Source organism: Fibrobacter sp. (genome assembly GCF_017551775.1).
In the GTDB taxonomy this organism is placed as follows: domain Bacteria; phylum Fibrobacterota; class Fibrobacteria; order Fibrobacterales; family Fibrobacteraceae; genus Fibrobacter.
In genome coordinates this window covers 13,063-31,995 of record NZ_JAFZKX010000076.1, presented here as the reverse complement: position 1 = coordinate 31,995, position 18,933 = coordinate 13,063, and the positions used below count along the sequence as shown (strand labels likewise).

17 protein-coding genes are annotated in these 18,933 nt (G+C 54.9%); 6 read left to right on the top strand and 11 right to left on the bottom strand.

The annotated features are described in order from the left end of the window. Window positions 1–30: 30 nt before the first annotated feature. Genes IK012_RS09055 through argS form a run of 4 tightly spaced genes read left to right on the top strand, consistent with a single transcriptional unit; the run spans window position 31 to window position 3,138 of the window. The gene (locus IK012_RS09055) at window positions 31–570 is read left to right on the top strand and encodes a hypothetical protein (protein ID WP_290953421.1); all 540 of its coding nucleotides are present in this window, start codon (window positions 31–33) and stop codon (window positions 568–570) included. Window positions 571–598: 28 nt separating this feature from the next. Next, entirely contained in the window at window positions 599–1,033 is a 435-nt protein-coding gene (locus IK012_RS09050; RefSeq protein ID WP_173379192.1) for a LytR C-terminal domain-containing protein, read from the top strand. Continuing rightward, complete coding sequence (rsfS, locus tag IK012_RS09045) at window positions 1,023–1,439, top strand: ribosome silencing factor (protein ID WP_173383591.1); 417 nt, start codon at window positions 1,023–1,025, stop codon at window positions 1,437–1,439. Before IK012_RS09050 ends, rsfS begins: the two co-directional genes overlap by 11 nt. Beyond that, the gene (gene argS, locus IK012_RS09040; protein WP_290953415.1) at window positions 1,426–3,138 is read left to right on the top strand and encodes an arginine--tRNA ligase; all 1,713 of its coding nucleotides are present in this window, start codon (window positions 1,426–1,428) and stop codon (window positions 3,136–3,138) included. The genes rsfS and argS overlap by 14 nt, the downstream gene beginning before the upstream one ends. A gap of 74 nt (window positions 3,139–3,212) precedes the next feature. Here the strand turns inward: argS and IK012_RS09035 are convergent, their stop codons facing one another. From IK012_RS09035 to IK012_RS09015, 5 genes are read right to left on the bottom strand one after another with little or no spacing between them, the layout of a single operon-like run. Continuing rightward, on the bottom strand, window positions 3,213–4,109 hold the full coding sequence (locus tag IK012_RS09035; RefSeq protein ID WP_290953412.1) for an NAD(P)-dependent oxidoreductase: 897 nt from the start codon (window positions 4,107–4,109) through the stop codon (window positions 3,213–3,215). Next, window positions 4,106–5,776 carry a uroporphyrinogen-III C-methyltransferase gene (cobA, locus tag IK012_RS09030; RefSeq protein ID WP_290953409.1) on the bottom strand — a complete coding sequence of 557 codons (1,671 nt, stop codon included), beginning with the start codon at window positions 5,774–5,776 and terminating at the stop codon, window positions 4,106–4,108. Before cobA ends, IK012_RS09035 begins: the two co-directional genes overlap by 4 nt. Before the next feature lie 11 nt (window positions 5,777–5,787). Continuing rightward, window positions 5,788–6,801: a hydroxymethylbilane synthase gene (hemC, locus tag IK012_RS09025; protein WP_290953406.1), complete on the bottom strand. Its 1,014-nt coding sequence runs from the start codon at window positions 6,799–6,801 to the stop codon at window positions 5,788–5,790. Next, entirely contained in the window at window positions 6,802–8,097 is a 1,296-nt protein-coding gene (gene hemA, locus IK012_RS09020; protein ID WP_290953403.1) for a glutamyl-tRNA reductase, read from the bottom strand. A gap of 41 nt (window positions 8,098–8,138) precedes the next feature. Continuing rightward, entirely contained in the window at window positions 8,139–9,371 is a 1,233-nt protein-coding gene (locus tag IK012_RS09015; protein WP_290953400.1) for a CotH kinase family protein, read from the bottom strand. A 43-nt stretch (window positions 9,372–9,414) separates the two neighbouring features. On the opposite strand from IK012_RS09015, the gene IK012_RS09010 reads away from it, so the two are divergent. Next, window positions 9,415–10,224 (top strand): hypothetical protein, encoded by an 810-nt coding sequence (locus IK012_RS09010; RefSeq protein WP_290953397.1) that lies wholly within the window; start codon window positions 9,415–9,417, stop codon window positions 10,222–10,224. Window positions 10,225–10,235: 11 nt separating this feature from the next. Here IK012_RS09010 and IK012_RS09005 read toward each other — a convergent pair whose 3' ends face one another. Together IK012_RS09005 and nirJ1 are read right to left on the bottom strand one after the other, a co-directional pair. Further along, entirely contained in the window at window positions 10,236–11,234 is a 999-nt protein-coding gene (locus IK012_RS09005; protein WP_290953395.1) for an Lrp/AsnC family transcriptional regulator, read from the bottom strand. 58 nt (window positions 11,235–11,292) lie between these two features. Further along, window positions 11,293–12,465 (bottom strand): putative heme d1 biosynthesis radical SAM protein NirJ1, encoded by a 1,173-nt coding sequence (gene nirJ1 / locus IK012_RS09000; protein ID WP_290953391.1) that lies wholly within the window; start codon window positions 12,463–12,465, stop codon window positions 11,293–11,295. 161 nt (window positions 12,466–12,626) lie between these two features. On the opposite strand from nirJ1, the gene IK012_RS08995 reads away from it, so the two are divergent. Next, entirely contained in the window at window positions 12,627–14,144 is a 1,518-nt protein-coding gene (locus IK012_RS08995) for a YDG domain-containing protein (protein ID WP_290953388.1), read from the top strand. 97 nt (window positions 14,145–14,241) lie between these two features. Here IK012_RS08995 and IK012_RS08990 read toward each other — a convergent pair whose 3' ends face one another. The 4 genes from IK012_RS08990 to IK012_RS08975 form a co-directional block, all read right to left on the bottom strand. After that, window positions 14,242–14,547 carry a hypothetical protein gene (locus IK012_RS08990; protein WP_088637254.1) on the bottom strand — a complete coding sequence of 102 codons (306 nt, stop codon included), beginning with the start codon at window positions 14,545–14,547 and terminating at the stop codon, window positions 14,242–14,244. A 94-nt stretch (window positions 14,548–14,641) separates the two neighbouring features. Beyond that, window positions 14,642–16,552 carry a tRNA uridine-5-carboxymethylaminomethyl(34) synthesis enzyme MnmG gene (mnmG, locus tag IK012_RS08985; protein WP_290953383.1) on the bottom strand — a complete coding sequence of 637 codons (1,911 nt, stop codon included), beginning with the start codon at window positions 16,550–16,552 and terminating at the stop codon, window positions 14,642–14,644. Between the two features lie 87 nt (window positions 16,553–16,639). Continuing rightward, window positions 16,640–17,929 carry an FKBP-type peptidyl-prolyl cis-trans isomerase N-terminal domain-containing protein gene (locus IK012_RS08980; RefSeq protein ID WP_290953380.1) on the bottom strand — a complete coding sequence of 430 codons (1,290 nt, stop codon included), beginning with the start codon at window positions 17,927–17,929 and terminating at the stop codon, window positions 16,640–16,642. Between the two features lie 38 nt (window positions 17,930–17,967). Further along, the gene (locus tag IK012_RS08975; protein WP_290953377.1) at window positions 17,968–18,933 is read right to left on the bottom strand and encodes a pseudouridine synthase; all 966 of its coding nucleotides are present in this window, start codon (window positions 18,931–18,933) and stop codon (window positions 17,968–17,970) included.

Genomic DNA, 18,933 nt, shown 5'->3' with positions numbered 1-18,933 from the left:
CAGCGAGAATCAAATTGCTATATTCATAGCATGCGGTTCTTGCTGTTCCTCATAACCCTAACGACAGCATTAGCCTTTGCGGAAAGCCCCGCAAAGGCTGATTCTATTGGTACCGCAAGCGAAAATCCCGCTCCCGACGACGGAATCCCTTGGAACAACGACAGGTTCGACCCGAGCCGCTTGGTACGGCACGATACATTCGACCCGGCCCTGAAAGTCGCCTACTCGTATTCGTTGAGTTTCCTTTCGACCCCGTTCGGGAGCATAACCCAGAACAGCTTCCTCGCCCACGTCGCCTACGAATTCACCCCCGACCTGCACCTCTATGCGGATCTGGGCGTGTGGATGCCGCTCCGTTCCACGTTTACCGGGGGCCCGTTCAGCAAGGAAGATGCGCGGCAAGGCCGCCCGCAGTTCGTGCTTCCCGCCCTGGCCCTGGAATACAAGCCGACCGAGAACAGCTACCTGAGGCTCCTTCTCGTAAACGAAAAGGATGCGCTGAAGGCATACGGCCCGCACCGTCTGTATGGTCCGTGCTCGCCGTGGCACGAATCCTTCTGGTGCAGGTAAAATTTTTTTCTAAATTTGGCGATAGAAAATGTACAGGAAATTCGCCAAGGCAGTCCATTACACCTTCCTCGCAGGAGCCGTATGCGCGGCATCCCTTTTGCAGGGCTGTGAAGATGAAAAAAAGGCGCCGACGGAACAGATCGTGCGTTCGTACAAGGGCGATGTCGAAGTGCTGAACAGCTGCGGGGAACCGGGCGCTGCAGCAAAAATGAGGTCGTTCCTCCGCAAGAACGGTTTTGACGTGGTGAGTTTCCGCAATGACGTTCTGCAAAACTACGACGAGACCATCGTGGTGCTCCGCAACCCAGAATGGGAAGGCGCACAGGCGCTGGCCAAGACGCTACAGACAAAAAACGTCCTCACCGTGGTAAGCAAGCGTTCGTACGTAGATGCGGCCGTATATATCGGCAAGGATTTTAAACAAATAATAGAACCCGAACAGGGAGAAACAAATGACGATTAAGAAGCAAGACCTGCCTGAGTCCGTAACCATCGGCGCAAGCATTCTGTTTGAACTGCGCGCCCAGAACGTGCAGTTGATTGACCTGCGCGGCATCAAAGACGTTACGGACTTCTTCCTCGTGGCCACCTGCGAGAGCGAAGCCCAGATGCAGGCTATCCTCAACGAACTGCGCAAGGAATTCAAGGCGAACAAGCTCCCCTCCGTGGGCGTGGAATACAAGGAAGGCGTGCGCTGGGCCGTGTTCGACGCGGGCCTCGACCTGATGGTGCACCTGTTCGAAGAAGAAAAGCGTAACGAGATTTCTCTTGACCGCCTGTACGCCGACGGCAAGATCGTGGAACTCGAAGAAAACGACTTTGTGAAGAAGACCTCCAAGAAGAAGAGCAGTGAAGATGAACTCGTTTGAGCAAGAAATCGCAGAGGCGCTCGCCGCCACCGGTTCCTTCGAGAAGGAAGCCGCTTTGAAACTTATCTCCGTGCCGCCTGACACCAGCCACGGAAACTTCACCATTCCCTGCTTCTCGCTCGCGAAGGTAATGCGCAAGGCCCCGAAGATGATCGCCGAGGACCTCGCCGCCCAGGTGAAGCTCCCCGCCGGCCTTTCGAAGGTGGAAGCCGTAAACGGCTACCTGAACTTCTTCATCGACCGCGGATTCCTCGCGAAGTCGACGCTTGAAGAAATCGCCGCGAAGGGCCTCGAATACGGTCACGCCGCCCCGAACGGGAAGGTCGTCTGCATCGACTTCAGCTCCCCGAACATCGGCAAGGAACTCGCCTTCCACCACCTGCGCTCTACGATGATCGGAAACTCGCTTTCCCGCATCTACAAGGCCGCCGGCTACAAGGTGGAACGCATCAACCACCTCGGCGACTGGGGTACCGCTTTCGGCAAGCTCATCGTGATGTACCTGCGCGAAAACCGCCCGACAGACGACGCCACGCTCGATAGCCTCACCGTCAAGGAACTCAACATCCTTTACGCCGCATTCTCCAAGGCATCCAAGGAAGAACCCGGCCTCGAAGACGAAGCGCGCGCCGCGTTCACCAAGCTCGAACAGGGCGACGAATTCTACCGCAAGCTTTGGATCGCCTTCCGCGCGGCAACGCTCAAGGAACTCATGCGCATCTACGACATGATGGGCGTGGGCTTCGACCACTACACCGGCGAATCCTTCTTCGAAGACAAGATTCCGGCCATCCTCGACGAACTCCGCGAAAAGAACCTGATGGTCAAAAGCCAGGATTTGGACGTGGTGATGCTCGATGAGTTCGACCTGAACCCCTGCCTTATCCGCAAGAGCGACGGTTCTACCCTCTATGCGACCCGCGACCTCGCCGCCGCCTGCTACCGCAAGAAGGAATACAATTTCGACAAGTGCCTCTACGTGGTGGACCTTGGCCAAGCGCTCCACTTCAAGCAGGTGTTCCACGTGCTCAAGAAGATGGGACGCGAATGGTACAAGGACATGTACCACATTCCGTTCGGCGTGATTCTGCAGCTGGTCGACGGCAAGTGGGAAAAGGGCAAGACCCGCACGGGTACCGCAAGCCTGCTTCGCGACGTGATCGAGGCCGCCCAGAAGAAGATTCTCGAATTCATCGATGAGAAGAATCCGGAACTCGAAAACAAGGAACTCATCGCGCGCCAAATCGGTATCAGCGCCCTCACCTTCAACGACTTGAAGAACAGCCGCCTGAAGGATGTGCGTTTCGACTGGGATGCCGTGATGAGCTTCGAAGGCGATACCGGTCCGTATGTGCAGAACGCCCATGTGCGCCTCTGCAGCATCATGCGCAAGGCCGGCTACACCGTGAGCATCGCCGACGTGGACATGGCTCAACTTGGCGATGACGCCGCATACAGCCTTATCAACCTGCTCGCCAAGAAGGGCAAGAAGATTCTAGATGCCGTGGCCGCTGACGAACCGAGCGTTCTCGCCCAGTATGCGCTCGAAATCGCAGAAGCTGCGCACAAGTTCATCCACGAAGACCGCGTGCTCGGTTCCGCCGAAGAAAAGTCCAGGCTCTTCCTGGTGCAGGCCACGCAGATTGTGCTCGAGAACGTGCTCGACCTGCTCGGTCTCTTCCCCATCAGGCAGATGTAAGGGAAACGCTCTTAAAAATTAAAGCGGCAGCATTTCGCTGCCGTTTTTTTTATTCATTCAAAAATCGCAAAACGCTATTTAAATTCGCGTTCGATTTTTTCCAGGTCTTCGCGCCAGGTTTCCTGGATGTGCTGCTTGAGCTTTTTGGCCAGCGAAGGCGCACGGCCCTGCGTCGATACCGTAACGGCGATATTTTCGCCAAAGTCCATACGGGCGGGCACGATGAAGTCACCGTCCTGGTAATCGCAGGCGTTGTTCACCAGAATACGGCGGGCACGAGCGTCGTTGCTCACCTGCGCGTTCACTGCGGGCTTGTCCGTGCAGATGAACACCAAGGAAATCCCGCGAAGGTCCTGCGGGTCATACGAGCGGGTATTCAATGTCAGAGATGCATTTGTCGAGGCTAGAGAAACCAATTCCGGATCAATCTGCGGCGCGACTACGGTTATGCGCGCCCCCGTGGGCAAAAGCGTCTTGACCTTGCGAAGCGCAATGCGGCCCCCGCCTACCACGAGCACGTTGCGACCATCGAGGTTGAGTTCCACGGAGAGAAGATTTGAAGTACGAAGTGCGGAATGAGATGCGTGCGATGAAGAATGCGAAGCACAATGTGCAGCATCATTCTGGGCGGTGCGCAAGCCGCGCACGACCATATCGGCGAATTCTTTCCAATCGCCAAGGCAAGGCAACAAGGTAATCGGAATCTGCGGGAATTCAGCCTGCAATTTTGCGACCACGCGCGGCACATCGTTCTTTGAATGCTGGCCATTCAACAGCAGGTACGGCAAGAGCGTCACCGATTCCACATCTTCGCGCAAAAGCGTGCGCAGATCGTTTTCCAAATCCAGGAGGCTCGTACTCGCCACACGCGTTCCAGGCAGGTCATGATGCAGCTTGTCCAAGATTTCTTCGAAGCCCTTGTAGGCTCCGGGCAAAATGCAATGGTGCGCAATAATCAATACAGCTTTCATCGGGCGTAGTACTCCGCAATTTTCTTGACGAGAGAATCGACAGTCGTTTCGTCGGAAGAGACCGTTTCAAAACCGTTCTTTCGGGCAGTCGCTTCCGTCATCGGGCCGATGCAGAACGCAAAGCGAGGCATTGCCGCTGATTCGGGAGCCATATCACTGCCGGGAAGCGCCTTGACAAAATTATCGACGGCGCTGGAACTCGCAAACACGACTGCGTCGGCAGAAGCCACGGCCTCGCGCTTCCATTCGGGAAGTTCCTTGACCGGAAGCGTCTCGTAGACAACCCAGCGGGTCGCCTGCGGGAGCATTTCGACCAGCGTATCGTCGGCGAGGTTGCCCTGCAAAAGCAGAATGCGGGATTCTTCCAATAGATCCTTCGACTCGCTGCGCTCGCTCAGGACGACACCATTTGCATCAACAACACTCCGAAGGAGCTTGCCAAGGCCAGCACCCGTATGCACTTCGGGCACGTAATCACAGCGAATTCCGCGTTCGAGCAACGTCTTTTCGGTAATCTTCCCCACGCAGGCAATCTTCTTGCCGGCAAGGACGCGAACGTCAAGGCCCGCAGCCATCAGCTGCTTGAAGAAACTTTCCACACCGTTCACGCTCGTGAAGGCGAGCAGGTCGAAGTTCTTGAGGTCTTCAAAAACCACCTGAATTCTGTCACTCTGGAGGCACTTTGTGCCGATAGAGTCCATGGATGGGACAAGGCCCCGTAGGTCTAGATCCTTCGACTCCGCGGCACTCCGCTCAGAATGACTCACAACCATAGGACATTCCAAAGTTCGCGTTTCGATCATCGGGGTTTCGATGACTTCGGCACCGAAAGCAGTAAGCTTTGCGGTAATCCCGCTCGACTGCTTTGCCGCGCGGGTCACGACCAGGCGTTTGCCCGAAAGCGGCAAGTTCTTTTTCCAGGCGAGGGTCTTGCCGAGTTCCACGACACCGCCCATAATCGTAATCGCGGGCGCCGTCACGTTTTCGCGGGCAATGGTCTCCCCCGCCGTTTCGAGCGTCGCCATGACGGTGCGCTGGTAAGGCGTCGTTCCCTTCTCGATAAAGGCAAGCGGCGTTTTCGGATCCTTGCCGCATTCCATAAGGCGACGGGCGATAAAATCCATATTGGCGATACCCATCAAGAAGATGAGCGTGCCGGGGCACTTCGCAAGCGCTTCGAAATCGAGGGACAGTTCGCCGTTGGATTCCGCACGCTCATGGCCGGTGATGATATGAAAGCTCGTCGCAATCCCGCGGTGGCTTACGGGAATGCCCGCATACGCAGGAACGGAAATAGCAGACGTTATACCCGGAACCACCTCGAATTCGATGCCGGCAGAAACGAGTTCCAGAGCCTCTTCGCCGCCGCGCCCGAATACAAACGGGTCACCGCCCTTGAGGCGCGCGATAGTCGCGCCGGGCATTTCGACAGCGAACTGAACCAGCAACTTGTTGATTTCGGATTGCTTTACTTTGTGGTGCGTTGGCATCTTGCCCACATCCACCATCTTCGCATTCGGATTGCAAAACCCGAGAATCGCAGGTGAAACAAGACGGTCATAGACTACAACGTCAGCCTTTTCAATGATTGCCTTACCGCGAAGCGTCAACAGCCCCGGATCACCGGGACCCGCGCCAATCAAGTAAACTTTTCCAGCACCGCTCATCTCAAATCCACCTACAATTCATTCTTTATTTTTTCGGCGAGGGCTATACCGAGTTCACGCGCCTTGTTGACGGCATCCGCAAAATCGCCTTCATCAGACATACCCGAATTCATCGGGCATTGATGTTCCGCGCGGAGCAGTCGCCGGGAGGCTTCGTCCCAGTAGATTCCGCGAATTTTCATAATTTGCGAAGCATTTTGAATTTGCGAATCATTTGCAAATTCATTTTTTCCGGACAGAGAAGCAAATTCAGCGAAACTCGCCACGGGGAACTGGCAGCCCGCATTGAGCGCCTTGAGGAAAGCCATCTCGGCAACGGCGATGCAATAAGTCGGCGCATGGTTTACGCGGGAGAGAATGGCTTGGATTCTATCGCCGCTTTGCGGCTCCTGAATGGCAGACGGGCTAAGCGTTTCTATCGCCAAAATTCCCTGGCCCGACGCAGGCAAGACCTTTTCGGTGTCAAAATATTCCGTCACACGGTCGGCAAGGCCCATGCGCTTGAGGCCAGCGGCCGCTAGCACAACCCCATCAAGTTCCTCGAGTTTAGAGAGACGCGTCTGGATGTTCCCGCGAATCGGCACGTACTCGATATCGGGGCGAAGCGCCTTCAACTGCACCACACGGCGGATACTCCCGGTACCGACGCGGGCACCCGCGGGCAAATCCATGAACTTCGTGCCCTCCGCACCACCGCGGGCAATAAACGCATCACGCGGGTCTTCGCGCTCAAGCACCGCGGCAAGCTTAAATTCGGGCAACACCTCGGCAGGCATGTCCTTCAAGCTATGCACCGCAATATCGGCGCGGCCTTCGAGCAGAGCAACCTCAAGTTCCTTGATAAAGACGCCCTTCCCGCCAAAACTGGCCAGGGACTTGTCTAGCCTACGATCGCCTTCAGTCGTCATCGGCACAAGTTCGTACCCTATACCCGCAACGGCAGCAATAGCATCGGCGGCCATCTTGGTCTGAGCCAACGCAAGAGCGCTCTGGCGCGTCGCGACACGTAACAAGGCGTTACCCATCTAGTTTCCTCCTCCGAGAGATTCCGCATCGCGAGCCTGATGACGTTTTCCGGCCGAATCCAGACACCTGAGGAAGACCTTCACGTCTTCTTTTGAATTTTCGGCCTTCACCTTGTACAGATAATCGTTCGCCATCTTCTTGGCAAAACGCTCGTACATCATCGCTATGCGTTCGCGGTCTTCTTCCGGCAAGTCGGGCAAGGAACGGAGCAGTTTTCCGCACTCCTCATTCGCGGTACGCACCATCGTATCGGCGAACACGTTTATCGCCTTCGCCACGTCATCCATGCGGTACCACTGCAAAAATTCTTCCGTGCCTTCCTTCAAAATCTTCTGCGCGGCATCAAGTTCCACCATGCGCAGGCGGCGGTTTTCCGAAACGATTTTTTCAAGATCGTCGACGCACACGTATTCCACGCCATCGAGTTCACCGATGCTCGATTCCGCATTGCGCGGGCTTCCGAGATCGATTACAAGGCGTTTGGATTCAACCGCTTCGCATTGTTCCGCACCAAAACGGCAGGCCTTTACAAATTCGTCTTTCGTGACAATCGGTTCGTGGCAGGCGCTGCAGAGTATCACCACGTCGCACTTGCCGAGCACCGCATAACGGTCTTCGAACGGGACTGGCGTAAGCACGTCGGCAAACTTTTCGGCGTTCGCGAACGTCTTGCTGCTCGCAAAAATCTTCGTCGTATTCTCCTGCACGTACTTGAGCATCAGGGAACCCATCTCGCCCAGCCCAACGATATACACGGTGCGGTTTTCAAGATCGTCGAACGTGCGCTGCACCTGCTTCATCGCCAAGAACGGGATATTGCAACTGAGCTTGCTCAGGTTCGTCTCCGTCTTGATGCGCTTGGTCGTATGGATGGCCCCCTGGAACAGCTTGTTCAGGGTATTTCCCGTCGCCCCGTATTGGTGCGCCGTCTCGTAGGCACGGCCAATCTGGTGCAAAATCTGGTCTTCGCCCACGGCAACAGAATCAAGGCCGGCACAGACGTTCATCACATGGTGCGCCACATCGTCACCGCTCTTTTCGTAAAAGAAATTCGCAAAATTTTCGTAGTCCTGCCCCGCGAGGCTACAGACGTAGCGCGAAAGTTCATGAGCTTCCAGTTCGCGGTCAGAAGCCACGTACACCTCGGTACGGTTGCAGGTAGCAAGAATCAAAAGTTCATCGAACGGGGATTTTTCAAGTGCGGCAGTCTTGACATCCATCGGGATGTAGAACTTCTCGCGGATCGCGATTTCTGCCACCTTGTGGCTCATGCCTGCCATGTAAATTTTGCGCATGGAGACAATTTAGAAAAATAAGGAGCCGCCCGGCACACACGCTATTTCAGCGCGTTGTTTATCCATTCATAGCGGGCTTCCATCCACAGGACAAGGGAATCCAAAGCCTCGTCGTAATCCTTGTAAGGGTCCTTGAGCGCCCAGTTCTCGGTATTTTCCATAATGGGCCAACGCCTGTATTCATTTTCGAGGGCACGGGAAATATTCGACACGTAAAGGGGAACGCTGTCCACAAGCGAATGGAAAATATCACGATTTTCAAACCAATAATCGCGAACGGCCTTCCTCACCCCAGGATCCTTCATGATGTAATTGAACCAATGGTAATTACGGATGTACCAGCCATCAGCCGGACGGTTCTTCTTGTAAGACTCGTTGCCGAACGATATATCGAAATCCCACAGAGGACCGAAATGCAGCAGGCCGCCCTTTTGCCAAGTCATGAATATGCTGCGCGCAAAGATGCCGTCTTCGTTCTTCGAAAATTCCTGGACCCAGTAGTAGCGCAAGAAGTCATACATATCAATCCATTCGTACGTTTCCTTCCCGCTGCGGGCGCTGCCATGCTGGAGGAAATACTCGAATTCGTTCAGGTGCGACAAGAGCATATCCGCCGACTCGGGTTTCAAGTCGCGCGGGTTCTTCACATGGAACGAGTAGCCCATGGAGGTCGTGATAAAAGGCGAATCCTGCTTCTTGCTGCTCTCTTTCTCGAACAGGAACGAGGAATCGTTCTTGGCGATGTTCACGCGGGCCTTGCCGACCTTCACCGTCTCCGAAAGCAGGTAAAGCCCAACGTACTTGCGGTTCAGAAACACTTCCACATACCGGCAACGCGGAGTGTAGCGCGCCATCAGCCATTCCGAAAGGCGGGTCATCATGAAGTTGCGCAAGTGCGTCTTGTCGCCGAAATTACCGACAAGCGCCCAGTCCCTGTTCTCGGGCATCCCGAAGAGACTGATCTTCTCATCAAACTCGAGTTTCATGCCGTACTTGGGCATCTTGAAACTCGAATTGCCGCGACCGCGCACCGTGAGGGAGAAAACCGGACTTTCAGGAGCGTTTTCGCCATATATCTGCAAGTGCGACGGTATTTCCGTTTCCCTCTCGCGAATTTCCTTGAAACCCTCTGTCTCAATAACAATGCGGGGCAAGTCCGCGTATGGATACTGCGAATCGTCCAACGGAAGAAACTCCGGAGAATCCTCGGTGCCATCCCAAACACAGCCACATAGCAACAGCGGCAACAGTAATGGCAATAGAAGTATTCGCAAGCACTTCCTCATTCGTTTGTCAAAATAATATATTTTTAGAACAATGTTCAAGAGAATCGGATTAACACTGCTTTGCGCCGCGCTTCATTGCATGGCCACAGAGGTTTTACACCCGGTACTTCCCCCTGCCACAAATATAAATATTGAAACCACCTTCGAACTCAACGACGACATCTACAGCCTCGATACAAAGGTCTCGGCCGAGTTTTCGCCCGTCCGTCGCTTTAGCTTATATGTCGACGCCTCCTTCCGATTCTTGAGCTACAGTTACGAACTTTCTACCGAAGGCTACCTCCACAATTACTGCAACCTGCACGTAAACGGATTCAACGAAACTTACCTCGGATTGCGCAGCCTCGTCTACAAGAACATAGGCATCGATGTGAGCTGGCGGCTTCCGCCCGGAGAGGGCTCGCAGCTCCATAGATTCCATCGCATGAATTTCGAGCCATACACCTATCTGCAAATATCCAAGGCAGTCACGTTCGGCACCGCATTCCGCTACAGCAAATTTCTCGAAGACAAGAACTACAAGCCCGGCGACGAAATCGGCCTGAAGGCATCGTTCGTATGGAAGCAGAACTGGGACGAAACGCTAAAAACGGGATGGAAATTCAGCGAAACGTTCCTGTATGGAGCCCGGATTGACGATTCCGAAAACAGGAACCTGGATACTCCCTTCCGCAAAATGGACGACAAGTACCGCGGTTTCAAAATGAGGTTCGACGTCATGAGGTCATTCAACTTTTCCGGACTGCCGATTGGTGTCGGGCTCGATTATGAAATCCACAAGGGTAACCTGTTCGGATTCGAGACCGGCCACCGCATCGGGGCGTACATTAATTTGTTATAAATACAGATGTCCTATTCGAAAAAGCGGAAACTCGTTTTCTTGAGTTCGCGAATCGAATGGAGCACGACGTAATCCGGATTGCCAAGTGCCGCGGCAGCATCCTTTATAAACGAGTCCAGCTCTTCGGGAGACTGCGCATGCATCATCGCGTAGAGCGTGTAAGGAAATCCCTCGAAAGCCGGACGTTCATAGCAATGGGAAATATGGGGATTTTTCGCTAAAACCGCGCCGGCATCGGCGAGTGCATCAAAGCAGACCATCGCATTATGCGCGAATCCCGCCTGCTGATGGCGTAAAATGGCTCCGAAACGACGCATCCTTTTTTGAATCAGGTCTTCGCGGAGGCCATCGACGGAAACATTCCAGTCCTTGAAAGGCGTGAGCGTATGCGGGATATCGCCGCAGGCAATGCGGATGCGCTCACGATCGGAAGCGGCCAAAGCGCCGGAAAGAGGCTCTTTCGCCCCATTACCAACCGTCCGCATGGGCGCATTCCTTCCGGCAGACGCCTTCCCCATTACCGTATTTATCTTGAACTTTTCCGTCGCAGAAAGGACACGCACATCGTGCAAAGCAGTTGCGGCACAAAGCCCATCGACAATCCTGCAAATTTCGCCTTCGGACTCCGCAATAACGGTAAACCAGACGTTGTATTCATGGGAGCGCACGTAGTTATGAGTAATCGCGTGAATTTCATTGACGGCGGCGGCAAAAAAATCGAGGGCGGAATCGTCTGCGGCTCCGGTCGCAACCGACGGGACCTTGCCCGCACACAGGCGCGAAATAAAGCCCAATCTATGAGAGTCGTAGATGCCACCAATGCGTCGGATAATGCCAGAGTGGCGCAGGCTTTCGACCGCATCAAATACCTGCTGTTCCGTAAACTCGCGAGACGCATCGCCCGCACTCCCCTGCGCGTTCAACATATCCGCAAGTACCTGGTACGGGCGCTCTTCCAGCGGGAAGGCGTCCTGTATCACATCAAGGATATGTTGTTCAAGCGCAGTCATAAAAATATGCCTTGGAGCCTAGATTCTTCGTCCCTTCGGTCCTCAGAATGACACTTCGCTAGCCACATATTTCTTCGTCGGTCAAATAGCAGGCCGGGTCCTGTTCCCAGAAGTCACCGGTCACGGCTTCGGCGCGGGTGCGGAAGTTGCCGTTGCAGAGGTTCAGGTAGGCGCACTTGGGGCAGCGTCCCTTCAGAATGGGCTTCCTGTTCTTGAGGCCCGCCATAATCGGGTTGCTCTCATCGCTCCAGATTTCACCGAAGCTGCGCTCACGCACATTGCCGAGCGTAATGTACTGCGTAAACTGGTCAGGGTGAACGTTACCGATGCTGTCGATGTTGCCGAAAGCCATGCCGCTGCGGTTGCCGCCGTTACGCTGGATAAGTTCCAGCACCTTTTCCGCACGGGCCGGGTCTTCGCGCTTCATGCGCAGGTACAGGTAGACGGCGTCGGCGTGGTTGTCGACGGTCAGGATTTCCTTGTCGATGCCACGCTTCTTGAAGTCGAGCGTGCGGTCGATAATAAGATCCATCGCCTTGCGGCTTTCTTCGTGGTTCAGGTCATTTTCGACCATCGCGGAACCGCGTCCGCTATACACCAGGTGGTAGAAGCACACGCGGTCGATATTCTCGCTTTCGAGCAAATCGAAAATCGCATTCAGGTCCTGCACGTTGTAGCGCGTAATCGTGAAGCGGAGGCCCACCTTCTGGCCCGTCGCCACGCAGTTGCGGATGCCGCGGAGTGCAAGCCTGTAGGCGCCATCCTTGCCGCGGAACTTGTCGTGCGTCGCCTCGCAGCCATCCAAGCTGATGCCCACGTAACCCACACCCATGTCCTTGAGCTTCTTCGCGACATCCTCGGTAATGCAAGTGCCATTCGTGCTGATGGTCGGGCGAATCCCCTTGCTTGCCGCATAGTTCGCGAGTTCAAAGAAGTCCGGACGCAGCAAAGGTTCGCCACCGCTGAACAAAAGGACCGGCACCTTAAAATCCGCAAGCTGGTCAATCAAAGCCAAGCCTTCTTCGTGCGAGAGTTCGTTCTGGTACTTGATGGCCTCGGAGCGGGCATAACAGTGCACGCAACTCAGGTTGCACGTCTTGGTGCAGTTCCATACCACCACGGGGCCGCGACCGGGAGCCACACCGTTCTTAGATTCGTGGGCACGCGGTTCGTAACGCAGCTGGTCGCCGTAATTCGGGGTATCCATCAAAAGCTTGGTAATGCTGATCATAATTTTTCGGGGGTTTAAGAACGCCCCCAAAGATAGAAAAATACACGGGCCGTGTAATCCATCCGCCATTAGATGCTTTTCATCGGCTTCCTTTCAAAAAAGGCGTTTTTCAGCGGTTTTTTCGCAATTTATTTACTTATTTTTTGGGCAAGGAGAAAAACATGAAAAAGATTTACACATCACTTTTATTTCTTTTTCCCATCGCACTGCACGCCGAATGCGAACTTTCGCTGAATAACGATGGCGAATACCTGATTTCATCGTATAGCGACTTTACCAAGATGGCGCGCGAAGACTGTCCAAACGACGCATCGTACCGCCTGACGAAAGACATTTCCGGCAAGGGCGAAGCAAACTTCGCACCGATTTCCAGTTTTTCCGGGAAACTGCACGGCAACGCGCACGTCATCAGCGACGTGAAAATTTCTGCGGGCAACTACAACATCGTCGGGATATTCAAGGATCTTTCCGGAACAGTCGACAGCATCGGTTTCGACAAGTTCGAAGTGTTTGGCGGGCGATACACCGGGCTTATCGCCGGAATGTCCACCCCCACCATCAGCCACGTATTCATTACCAACAGCACAATCCGCGGCGAAAACATGGTCGGCGGCTTTGTCGGCCAGAACAGCGGAAAAATCCAAGATTCCTATATAGACAATTCTACCGTCCAAGCATACTATGAGTTTGGCGGCATCACCGGACAAAATAACGGAACCATCGAAAGGACATACGCCATCAACGATTACCAGCCCGAGGCTTCGAACTACAAGAACTTCGGCGGCATCACGGGCATCAATGAGGGGACCATAACCGCCTCGTACGCAAGCTTCTATTCCATCAAATCGCCCAAATCCATCGCCGATTCCACGACAAGGTATTCGAAAATAGACAACTTAAGCAAGCTCATCGACCGCAACAAGTACGACACAACAGAATTCAAGCAGTCTGCAAGCCAGCTATGGGACTTTAATGAAAAATGGACCATGGTCCAGAACCACACGAGACCCATGCTGCGCATGTTCATGAAAGAAATCAAAATCTACCCCATGCCAAATTCGATGACGTACAACGGAAAACCCTACAACAACTACACCGTACTCATCACGCCCGACAATTACGACAACAGCATCATCCGCGGTTCCTTCGGGTTCGACGGTCCTGCCTACACGGCAGTAAATGTCGGCGAATACGATTTACAGGTAACGACAAACAACATTTTCTCGAACCAGCGCGGTTACTACTTCACGGGCGGTTCAACCACTGTTTCCATCACGCCTAAAGCGCTGACCGTTTCGGGCATTACCGCAAACGACAAGAAATACGACAGCACCACGACGGCTACCCTTTCGGGAACTCCCGTCCTCGACGGGCTTGTCGAAGGAGACACGCTTTCCCTGACCGGAGAAGCGACCGCGGAATTCGAGAACGCAGAACCCGGGAAGTCAAAGAAAGTCATCATAAGCGGGCTCGAAATAGAAGGCGATTCGCTGACGCTCGCAAATTACACGTTCACGCTCCCCGAACTAAAAGCGAACATCGAAGAAGAAAAAACGGACGCTATATTCAATGCTCCGCGCACCCGCGTGCAAAAAAAACAGGGAACTGCCTACGACATCAGGGGCGCCGTCGTCCCGAAACGGAAGCAGAACTTCTTGAGGACATTCCAAAAGCGCTAGTCTAATCTCCCCCCTACAAAAAAAGCACCCTCGGGAAACCGGGGGTGTTTTTTTAAAGTCTAAGAAATCTAGAGCGCAATCTAGATATCAATCTAGATTACTTTTCGGCAGCGAACTTCTTGGAGGCAGCCTTGACCTTCGGGTCGTTCTGCGCATCCTTGATCTTCTGCTTGATGCCGTCCTCGATCTGCTTCTTGAGCTTGGCGGCGAGGGCGGGGAAACGGTCTTCCAGGGAATCACTGAAAACAGCCGGCTTCTTGGCAGCAGGAGCGGCACCCTTGCGCTTGGCGTTCAGGGGGCGCTTCTTCTTGGCCGGGGCCTTCTTTTCTTGAGCTTTTTCTTTGGATTTCGGTTCCTGAGGCTTGACTTCTTCGGTGGATTTGACTTCTGTTTCTTCTGCCATAATGTACCTCTTGGAAATTTTGTCTTTAGACAATTATGTTAATTTGACGGCGCAAAGATAGCATTTTTTTGTGAAAAATGCAAGTGAGGCCCGATTAAGGCCTGTTTTCAAGCCAGTGCGCGAGGACCGTAATATCGGCAGGGCGCACCCCGGGGACGCGGCTCGCCTGGCCCAGCGTGAGCGGCCTGTGGGAGTTCAGGCGCTGGCGGCTCTCGATGCTGATGGCCGAAATCTGCATGAAGTCGAGATCCTCGGGCAGGCGCACCGACTCCATCTTCTTCTGGTCGTCGATTTCGCGGGCTTGGCGGTCGAAAAATCCGGCATAGATTTCCTCGGCATACAGGAACCACTGGTCGCGGCGGGTCAGCGGCATGTCCGGGAGCGCGGTCCGGAAGAACAGCTCCGGGTCGATTCCCGGGCGACGCAAAACGTTTATCCAGCGGGTGCGTTCGCTTGCAAGCGCCTGTCCCCCGCTTTCGAGAACCACGTTCGCCTGTTCGGGCAGCGCCGATTCCTCGGCAAGGCGCCTGCGGGCTTCGTCCATCAGTTCACGGCGGCGCTTCCAGTCGGCGTAATCTTCGTCCGAAATCATCCCGATTTCGCGGGCTCGTTCCTTGAGGCGCATTTCCGCATTGTCGCTCCGGAGGAAGAGCCTGTATTCGGCGCGGCTCGTGAACATCCTGTAAGGCTCGTCGAGCAGGATGTTCGACAGGTCGTCCGCCATCACCCCGAGGTAGCTGTCGGAACGACCTAAAATAAAGGGTGCTTCACCCTTTATTTTCAGAGCCGCGTTGATGCCGGCCAGGAGTCCCTGACCCGCAGCTTCCTCATAGCCGCTCGTACCGCAGACCTGGCCCGCAAAGTACAGGCCGGGAACGTTCTTGCATTCGAAGGTCGGGTAAAGTTGCGTGGCATCTACAGAATCGTATTCCACCGCATAGCCAATCTGCAACACGCGGGCACGCGTAAGGCCCGGAATCGTGTGGATGGCCGCCAGCTGGATGTCGGCGGGCAAGCTCGAACTGAAGCCGTTGATGTACACGCGGCCGATGTCCGCCTGTTCCGGTTCAAGGAAAAGCTGGTGACCGTCGCGGTCGCCAAAGCGGTTTATCTTGTCCTCAATACTCGGGCAGTAGCGCGGGCCCTTGCCGTGGATGCGCCCGCTGAACATCGGGCTATCCTTGAACCCGCTGCGCAATATGTCGTGCGTCTTGATATTGGTGCGCGTAATCCAGCATACGCAATCGTTACGGACAAAGTGCGCTGCTGTATCGCCCCAGAAACGGTCATCGGGCATGCCGTCGGCCAGTTTCAGGTGACGGTCGCTCATGGGCCACGGGGATGCATCGCCATGCTGGACGTCGCATTCATTAAAATCAATGGAATCCGGGTCGAGGCGGCTCGGAGTCCCGGTCTTGAGCCTGCGGAGCGCAATATGCTCGCGGGCAAGGCATTCCGAAAGCTTATCGGCGCTCGGTTCGCCCACTCGCCCACCGATGCTCGTCTCGAGACCGGTGAACATCTTGGAAGCAAGGAACGTTCCGCTCGCAATCACAAGCGCGCGCGTAATGCAGCGGCTGCCATCCAAAAGCGTGAGTTCCAGCCGGCCATCCACCATGCGGTCGAAAGCGGCCAGTTCGCCCTGAATTACCGAAAGGCCTTCCAGCGAGAGGATCGTGTCGCGGGCCACCTCGCTGTAATACTTCATGTCGCACTGGGCTCGCGGGCCCCAAACGGCAGGACCCTTGCTCATGTTGAGCATGCGGAACTGGATGCCCGCCTTGTCGGTCAAAAGCCCCATCAGGCCGCCGAGCGCATCGATATCGCGGACAATTTGCCCTTTAGCCACCCCGCCTACGGCCGGGTTACAGCTCATACGCCCGATGGCATTCACGTCCATCGTGAGCATGGCGGTCTTCACACCGAGTTTCCAGGCGGCATGGGCCGCCTCGATGCCGGCATGGCCGCCACCGACTACTACGACATCAAATTCTGCGACTAGCATTGAAAGACTACAAATTTTATGATTGCCGACCCTGACTGGATTTTTTCCAGAGTTTGACCAGGGTCAGCGTGACGACGGAACTAGACCTTACTTGGCAGCAGCAGGCTTGAGCGTGTCAATCTCAGCAGGCTTCGGCGGGTCGATCTTCCAGACCACGGGAGTGCCATCCATGAGGGCGGCAATTTCCTGCTTGAGGGTTTCCTTCTCGCTTTCGAAGGCCACGTATTCCTTGTACGAGGCATCCGGGTTCACGAGGTAGACCTTGGGCACGTAGCCATCGCTGTAGAGTTCGCCGAACTGGCGGCCTTCATCCCACACGATATTGATGGTATCGTCGAACTTCGCGTTGTCGGCAAACTTGCGGATGCCGGACTTGTTGTTTCCACCGCTGGCAACGGCAACCGTGGTAAGGCCCTTCGGGGCAAATTCCTTCGCGATTTCAAGAATCTGCGGAGCGGCATGAGCGCAGTGGCCGCAGGTCGCGGAGAAGTAGAAAATCAGGAGCGGCTTGCCAGCCCAGGTTTCGAGGTTTTCGGCCTTGTTCGTGATGCCGGAGACCTTCACCTTGAAGTTCATCTTGGCAGGCATACCGTTCACGAGCGTATCGCCACGGAGGCCGGCGACAGCTTCCTTCAACTTGGCTTCTTCTTCCTGGGCCTTCTTCACGGCTTCTTCGCGGAGGACCTTCATCTTCTCGTTGAAACGTTCGCCAACGGCCTTGAGGGAATCATCGGGCAGAGTGAGCGCAAGCGTCGTATCGCGGGACTTGGCACCGGCTTCACGGACACCAAGCACAAAGTAGTCCACGTCGAATTCGGTCTGGAACTGGGAACCGATAGCCGTGAACTGGTTTTCGAACTGCACGCCGATAAAGTAGGAGAACTTCTGGTTGTCGGTCGCATCATTACCGAGCTTCACTGCTTCCTTCTTGGGAAGGGGGGCCTTTTTCACCGGCAGGGCCTTCATGGCAGAATCCATGTAGGCGCGGAACTTGGACTGGTCTCCGTTAAAGGAAGCCACGGTAGCGCTATCCGGACGGATGCCTTCCATACGGGTACGTGCATTGGAATTGTAGTCGAAACCGACGCGCCTGAGAGAATCCACGGAAATCTGCAGCTTGAAGTTCGTATCCTTATTGGCCTTGTAGCTGTCCATGATAGCCTGGACAACGACGTCCTCGTCGATTTCCTCACCCATCTGCAGCGGAATCATCTTGAAGTTCTGGAGGCCGAACTGGGCACCCAGCATATAGGCAAACTTCTGGTCATCCGAAGAATTTGCCGAAATGGACTTTGCAGATTTATCGACAGATAAAGAATCACAGGCTGCCATCATCAAGGAAAGCGAGGCAATACCCAGCAGGACTTTAGATTTCATGTTTTACTCCTTGAACCATACAGGTTCGACTTTTCGAGCTATAAGATAGCAAAATCAGCGAGCAGCGACTTCATTTCTGACGGGAAATTGTCGCTTGTAAATACGCGGGGAGAATCCCAATACGGGAGGAACAGCTTCACCTTGTACGCATAGAGCATGTGGTAGTGACCGCCCAAAAACCGGTAATCTTCCTCGGAAAGGCCCTCACGGGCTAATTTATCGTAATAGACCCCATCATGGGCGTAAAGGCGGTCAGCCACGATCGGGAACCCGAGTTCGGCAAGATGCGCCCGAATCTGGTGCTTGCGCCCTGTCAAGAGTTCGCATTCCAGTGCGGAATAGACCTGGCCATCGCGCTCGAAGACCTTGAGCCTGCGGAAAATGGTCGAACAGGGCTTGCCGTCGTCGAACCGGAACATTTTTACGCGCAGGGGGCTTGCCGGATCCTCGCGCAACGGGAAATCGCAGCGGTATTCTTCGTGCGGGAACTCGCCGCGTACAACCGCCAGGTAGAACTTGCCGAGCAGAATGCGGTCAAGATTCTTCTGGAAACGGGCCGCCGTCTCCGCATACTTGGCAAACAGCATGAGTCCGCCCGTATCGCGGTCGAGGCGGTGCATGGGAGTCGCCGTCTCGCAATCGGTCGCCCGCCGGACAACGGAAGCGAACGTATTGTAGAAAATGCGCCCCGTATGGTGCACGGGGATGCCCGCCGGCTTAGCGACCAGGATAAATTCGTCGTCCTCGAATACGGTATCGAAATCCGTCGGGACCTCGGGCTCCTCGTAGTTTTCCACGTGGTATACGACCTTGTCACCCTTGTGCGCTATCGTGTCGAGGCCCGCAACCGCACCGTTCAGCGTCACGAGCCCCCGCGTGAAGCGGTCAACCCATTCTTCGCGGCTGTGATAGGTAAAGCGTTCAACAAGCGAATCCAGCAAAGGGCGCCCGTTCTGTTCGGGGCGCACCTCGCTTTCGAAGTACATGTCGCGGGGAGCCTTCAT

Excerpts from the sequence above, each read along its gene's own strand:
- IK012_RS09055 (WP_290953421.1), top strand. The coding sequence starts at position 31 with ATGCGGTTCTTGCTGTTCCTCATAACCCTAACGACAGCATTAGCCTTT.
- IK012_RS09050 (WP_173379192.1), top strand. The coding sequence starts at position 599 with ATGTACAGGAAATTCGCCAAGGCAGTCCATTACACCTTCCTCGCAGGA.
- rsfS (WP_173383591.1), top strand. The coding sequence starts at position 1,023 with ATGACGATTAAGAAGCAAGACCTGCCTGAGTCCGTAACCATCGGCGCA.
- argS (WP_290953415.1), top strand. The coding sequence starts at position 1,426 with ATGAACTCGTTTGAGCAAGAAATCGCAGAGGCGCTCGCCGCCACCGGT.
- IK012_RS09035 (WP_290953412.1), bottom strand. The coding sequence starts at position 4,109 with ATGAAAGCTGTATTGATTATTGCGCACCATTGCATTTTGCCCGGAGCC.
- cobA (WP_290953409.1), bottom strand. The coding sequence starts at position 5,776 with ATGAGCGGTGCTGGAAAAGTTTACTTGATTGGCGCGGGTCCCGGTGAT.
- hemC (WP_290953406.1), bottom strand. The coding sequence starts at position 6,801 with ATGGGTAACGCCTTGTTACGTGTCGCGACGCGCCAGAGCGCTCTTGCG.
- hemA (WP_290953403.1), bottom strand. The coding sequence starts at position 8,097 with ATGCGCAAAATTTACATGGCAGGCATGAGCCACAAGGTGGCAGAAATC.
- IK012_RS09010 (WP_290953397.1), top strand. The coding sequence starts at position 9,415 with ATGTTCAAGAGAATCGGATTAACACTGCTTTGCGCCGCGCTTCATTGC.
- IK012_RS09005 (WP_290953395.1), bottom strand. The coding sequence starts at position 11,234 with ATGACTGCGCTTGAACAACATATCCTTGATGTGATACAGGACGCCTTC.
- nirJ1 (WP_290953391.1), bottom strand. The coding sequence starts at position 12,465 with ATGATCAGCATTACCAAGCTTTTGATGGATACCCCGAATTACGGCGAC.
- IK012_RS08995 (WP_290953388.1), top strand. The coding sequence starts at position 12,627 with ATGAAAAAGATTTACACATCACTTTTATTTCTTTTTCCCATCGCACTG.
- IK012_RS08990 (WP_088637254.1), bottom strand. The coding sequence starts at position 14,547 with ATGGCAGAAGAAACAGAAGTCAAATCCACCGAAGAAGTCAAGCCTCAG.
- mnmG (WP_290953383.1), bottom strand. The coding sequence starts at position 16,552 with ATGCTAGTCGCAGAATTTGATGTCGTAGTAGTCGGTGGCGGCCATGCC.
- IK012_RS08980 (WP_290953380.1), bottom strand. The coding sequence starts at position 17,929 with ATGAAATCTAAAGTCCTGCTGGGTATTGCCTCGCTTTCCTTGATGATG.
- IK012_RS08975 (WP_290953377.1), bottom strand. The coding sequence starts at position 18,933 with ATGAAGGCTCCCCGCGACATGTACTTCGAAAGCGAGGTGCGCCCCGAA.